Source organism: Streptomyces fuscigenes, assembly GCF_021556455.1.
In the GTDB taxonomy this organism is placed as follows: Bacteria; Actinomycetota; Actinomycetes; order Streptomycetales; family Streptomycetaceae; genus Streptomyces; species Streptomyces fuscigenes.
On sequence record NZ_JAKGCV010000441.1, the window covers coordinates 1 to 4,503 of the forward strand.

The window sequence follows — 4,503 nt, forward strand, 5'->3', positions numbered from 1 at the left end:
CCCGGGCGCCGGGGCCGCGGCCGGGCAGCGCGGCGAGGTGGTGGTCGTCGGCACCGGACCCGCGGGCCCGCTGTGGCTCACGCCGGAGGCGCGCGGCGAGCTCGCCGCGGCCGAGCACCTCGTCGGCTACACGACGTACCTGGACCGGGTGCCGGTGCGCCCCGGCCAGCGCCGCCACCCCTCGGACAACAAGGTCGAGTCGGAACGCGCCGACTTCGCCCTGGACCTGGCGCGCCGGGGTCACCGGGTCGCGGTCGTCTCGTCCGGCGACCCGGGCGTCTTCGCGATGGCGACAGCGGTCCTCGAGGTGGCCTCGGCGGACCCGTACAAGGACGTGCCGGTGCGGATCGTGCCGGGCGTGACCGCGGCCAACGCGGCCGCCTCCCGCGCCGGCGCGCCGCTCGGGCACGACTACGCGGTGATCTCGCTGTCGGACCGGCTCAAGCCCTGGGAGGTCGTGGCGTCCCGGCTGCACGCGGCGGCCGCCGCCGACCTGGCGATGGCGCTGTACAACCCGGGGTCGAAGTCGCGCACCTGGCAGGTCGGCAAGGCGCGCGAGCTGCTGCTGGAACACCGCACCCCGGACACGCCGGTGGTGCTGGCGCGGGACGTCGGCGGCCCGCAGGAGCGCGTGCGCGTCGTGCGGCTCGGGGACCTCGATCCGGCCCAGGTCGACATGCGGACGATCCTGCTCGTGGGGTCGTCGCAGACGGTCGCCGTGCGCCGCGCGGGCGGCGAGATCGCCTGGACCCCCCGCCGCTACCCGGAGTCCTGAGACCGGTCCGGGATCGACCAGGGGATCGGCCCGGGGACGGGGCCTCGCGTACGGGGCCTCGGCGACGTTTGCCTCGCGTACGGGGCCCCGCGGGCGGCGCCCGGGGCCGGGGCGGGCCGGGACGGGCCCGCCGGCCCGCGCTCCCCGCTCAGGCAGCGTTCATGACGTCGTCGAAGTGCTCGACGCGGGGGGCCGCCGAAAGGGTCGGCGCGAGGACCGCCCGGTACTTCGCGTAGCGGTCCGTGCCGCGGAAGTTCTCCAGGTGCGCCCCGACGGACTCCCACCGGGTCAGGCCCACGAAACGGGTCGGCGTCTCGCGGCTGCGCTCCATGCGCGCCTCCAGGCAGCCGGGGGTGGTGGCCAGCAGGTCGTGGCCGACTGCCCGGAAGGCATCGATGAACGCCTGCTCACTGCCAGGCTTCACGTCGATGATCGCTATCTCCGTAATCATGTACCGATTGTCCGACGGGACCCGTGCCCCCGCAGCGCCGTCCCCGGGGCACCGCACGGCCCGACGGGCCGGCCCGAGCAGCCCAGCCGGTCGGCCGGTCAGCCGGTCGGCCGGTCAGCCGGTCGGCCGGTCAGCCGGTCAGCGTGCGCCGCAGCCAGTCCAGGGCACCCGCGACGGACGCGGCCGTCTCGACGCCCTCCGGCGCCGCGGGCCGCCGCACCATCACCACGGGGATGCCCGCCTCGCGCGCCGCCGCGAGCTTGGGCGCGGTCGCGGCGCCCCCGCTGTCCTTCGAGACGACGACGTCGATCCCGTACAGGCGCAGCAGTTCCCGCTCGCCGTCGAGGGTGAACGGACCCCGGTCGAGGACGGTGTCCAGCTGCCGCGGGAACGGCGGCTCCGGCGGGTCCACGGACCGCACGAGGAAGCGGATGCCGTCCAGCGGGGCGAACACCGCCAGCCCCGTGCGTCCCGTGCTGAGGAACACCCGCCGCCAGGGACCCGCGGCCAGTGCCTCGGCCGCCGCCGCGAGCGAGGCGACCGGCCTCCAGTCGTCCCCGGGGACGGGGCCCCAGCCGGGGCGGCGCAGCCGGAGCAGGGGAACATGGCAGGTGGCGGCGGCCAGCGCCGCGTTGGCCGTCATGGTCTCGGCGAAGGGATGGGTGGCATCGATGAGGGCGTCCACGTGGTGCTCGCGCAGCCAGGAGGCGAGCCCGTCGGCCCCGCCGAAGCCGCCGACGCGCACCTCGCCGGCCGGCAGCACCGGCTGGGCGACGCGGCCCGCGAGGGAGCTCGTGACCTGCAGCGGGTACACGACGTCGCCCTCCGGGCGCTCGCTCGTGCCGGGCGGGGCACCGGAGAGCAGCGCCTCGGCGAGGCTTCGACCCTCGGTCGTACCGCCGAGGATCAAAACGTGGCGCATCGGAGCCCTCCATGGCTGAGCCGGCCGGCGGCGGTGGCCGGAACGCCCAACTGAAACACACCGGGCTCCGGCCCGGATGGACGACCGGGGCCTGCGCGACGGCGGCGGCCACCGCCGCGTACACCGCACTGCTTTCCGGCCACTTCCCCGATCCGGTGACCATCACACTGCCCAGGGGGCAGCGACCCGCCTTCGCCCTCGCCGTCGAGGGCCTGTCGGACGACACTACGACGGCCATGGCGGGAGTCGTCAAGGACGCGGGCGACGACCCGGACGTCACCCACGGCGCCCTGGTCAGGGCGAGTGTGCGACGGCTGCCCCCCGGCGCGGGAGTGGTGTTCCGGGCCGGGCCCGGCGTCGGCACGGTGACCCGGCCCGGGCTGCCGCTGGACGTCGGCGAGCCGGCGATCAACCCGGTGCCGCGCCGGATGATGACCGAGCACCTCGCGCGCGTCGCCGCAGCCCACGGCGCCGGTCCGGCGGTCGACGCCGAGATCACGGTCTCGATCGACGACGGCGAGGAGATCGCGCGCTCGACGTGGAACCCGCGGCTCGGCATCCTCGGCGGCCTGTCGGTGCTGGGCACGACCGGCGTCGTCGTGCCGTACTCCTGCTCCGCCTGGATCGACTCGATCCGGCGGGGCGTCGACGTGGCGCGCGCGGCCGGCCGCACCCATCTCGCCGGATGCACGGGCTCGACGTCCGAGAGGACGGTCACGGAGGTCTACGGCCTGCCCGAGGACGCGCTGCTCGACATGGGCGACTTCGCGGGGGCCGTCCTCAAGTACGTCCGCCGGCACCCGGTGGAGCGGCTGACCGTCTGCGGCGGCTTCGCCAAACTCTCCAAGCTCGCGGCGGGCCACCTCGACCTGCACTCCGGGCGCTCCCAGGTCGACAAGGTCCTCCTCGGCGAGCTGGCCCGCGCCGCGGGCGGCTCCGGAGACCTGGCCCTGCGCGTGGCGGGCGCCAACACCGGCCTGGAGGCCCTGCGCCTGTGCCAGGCCGAGAACGTCCCCCTGGGGGACGCGGTGGCGGCCCGCGCCCGGGACGAGTCGCTGGCGGTCCTGCGCGGCTCGCGCGTGGCGGTCGACGTGATCTGCATCGACCGCGCCGGGACGATCGTGGGGCGGGCGGACGCGCGAGGAGCCGTGTGACGACGGGCGCGCGCGGCGCTGCTCACCAGGACGGTAGGCGTTCTGGGGGGCCGGGCGCGCTCGGTGGGCCCCGCCCGCTCCGCGGCACCGGGCGCGCTCAGTCGGTCCTCGTGCGCTCCGTGGAGTACAGGTGGCTGTCGCGGAAACCGGTCGCGCCGAGGGTGCGGCCGACCAGGATCACGGCGGTCCGCGTGATGCCGGCCTCGGCGACCTGCCCGGCGATGTCGCCGAGGGTGCCGCGCAGGACGAGTTCGTCGTCGCGGCTCGCCATGGCGACGACCGCCGCCGGGCAGTCCGCCCCGTAGTGGGGAAGGAGCTCGGCGGCCACGCGGTCCGCGTACCGGGCCGCGAGGTGCAGGACGAGGAGCGCGCCGCTCGCGCCGAGCGTCGCCAGGTCCTCGCCGGGGGGCATGGGCGTGGCCTGCTGGGCGACCCGGGTCAGGATGACGGTCTGCCCCACGGTCGGGACGGTCAGCTCCCGCTTGAGCGCCGCCGCGGCCGCCGCGAACGCCGGTACGCCGGGGACGACTTCGTACGGCACGTCGGCCGCGTCCAGCCGCCGCATCTGCTCGGCGACGGCGCTGAAGACCGAGGGGTCGCCCGAGTGCAGGCGTGCCACGTCGTGGCCGTCGCGGTGAGCGGCGACGAGCTCGGCGGTGATCTCGTCCAGGTCCAGCCGCGCCGTGTCCACGAGCCGGGCGCCCGGCGGGCAGTCGTCGAGCAGGTCGCGCGGCACCAGGCTGCCCGCGTACAGGCACACCCCGCAGCGGGCGAGCAGCCGCGCGCCCCGCAGGGTGATGAGGTCGGCGGCGCCCGGGCCCGCCCCTATGAAGTACACCGTCATGCCGTCTCTCCCGCCTCTTCCGCGCCGGTGCGGGCAGCGGCCGTCCTGACGGCGGACCACTGCGTCACCGGCATCGCCTGCCGCCAGCCCGTGAAGCCGCCCACCGGCGCCGCCGTGGCGACCGCGAGCCGTGCGAGTTCCCCGCCGTGCCGCCCGTACCAACTCGCCAGCAGCGCCTCGGATTCGAGCGTCACGGTGTTGGCCACCAGCCGCCCGCCCTCGGGCAGCGCGGCCCAGCACGCCTCCAGCAGGCCGGGCGCCGTCAGGCCGCCGCCGACGAAGATCGCGTCGGGCGGGCCCGGCAGGCCGGCCAGGGCCGCCGGGGCGGCGCCGGTCACCACGGCGAGGCCGGGGACG

General features: G+C 76.5%; 5 protein-coding genes and 1 pseudogene. 2 read left to right on the top strand and 4 right to left on the bottom strand.

All coding sequences use genetic code 11. The features are described from left to right. Positions 1-775: precorrin-3B C(17)-methyltransferase (cobJ, locus tag L1885_RS24195; protein ID WP_235799285.1), on the top strand; the 775-nt coding region annotated here is incomplete at its 5' end. A 148-nt stretch (positions 776-923) separates the two neighbouring features. On the opposite strand, the gene L1885_RS24200 is transcribed toward cobJ, so the two are convergent. Both L1885_RS24200 and L1885_RS24205 read right to left on the bottom strand, forming a co-directional pair. Next, positions 924-1,226, bottom strand: a complete 303-nt coding sequence (locus L1885_RS24200; protein ID WP_235799286.1) for an antibiotic biosynthesis monooxygenase family protein — start codon at positions 1,224-1,226, stop codon at positions 924-926. A gap of 130 nt (positions 1,227-1,356) precedes the next feature. Then, the gene (locus tag L1885_RS24205) at positions 1,357-2,148 is read right to left on the bottom strand and encodes a cobalt-precorrin-6A reductase (protein WP_235799287.1); all 792 of its coding nucleotides are present in this window, start codon (positions 2,146-2,148) and stop codon (positions 1,357-1,359) included. Between the two features lie 11 nt (positions 2,149-2,159). On the opposite strand from L1885_RS24205, the gene L1885_RS24210 reads away from it, so the two are divergent. Continuing rightward, positions 2,160-3,302 (top strand): cobalt-precorrin-5B (C(1))-methyltransferase, encoded by a 1,143-nt coding sequence (locus L1885_RS24210; protein WP_235799288.1) that lies wholly within the window; start codon positions 2,160-2,162, stop codon positions 3,300-3,302. Between the two features lie 97 nt (positions 3,303-3,399). On the opposite strand, the gene cobM is transcribed toward L1885_RS24210, so the two are convergent. Together cobM and L1885_RS24220 are read right to left on the bottom strand one after the other, a co-directional pair. Continuing rightward, positions 3,400-4,146 (bottom strand): precorrin-4 C(11)-methyltransferase, encoded by a 747-nt coding sequence (cobM, locus tag L1885_RS24215; RefSeq protein WP_235799289.1) that lies wholly within the window; start codon positions 4,144-4,146, stop codon positions 3,400-3,402. Next, a pseudogene (locus L1885_RS24220) lies at positions 4,143-4,503 on the bottom strand (cobalamin biosynthesis bifunctional protein CbiET); the annotation flags it as partial. The pseudogene L1885_RS24220 and the gene cobM, both read right to left, overlap by 4 nt.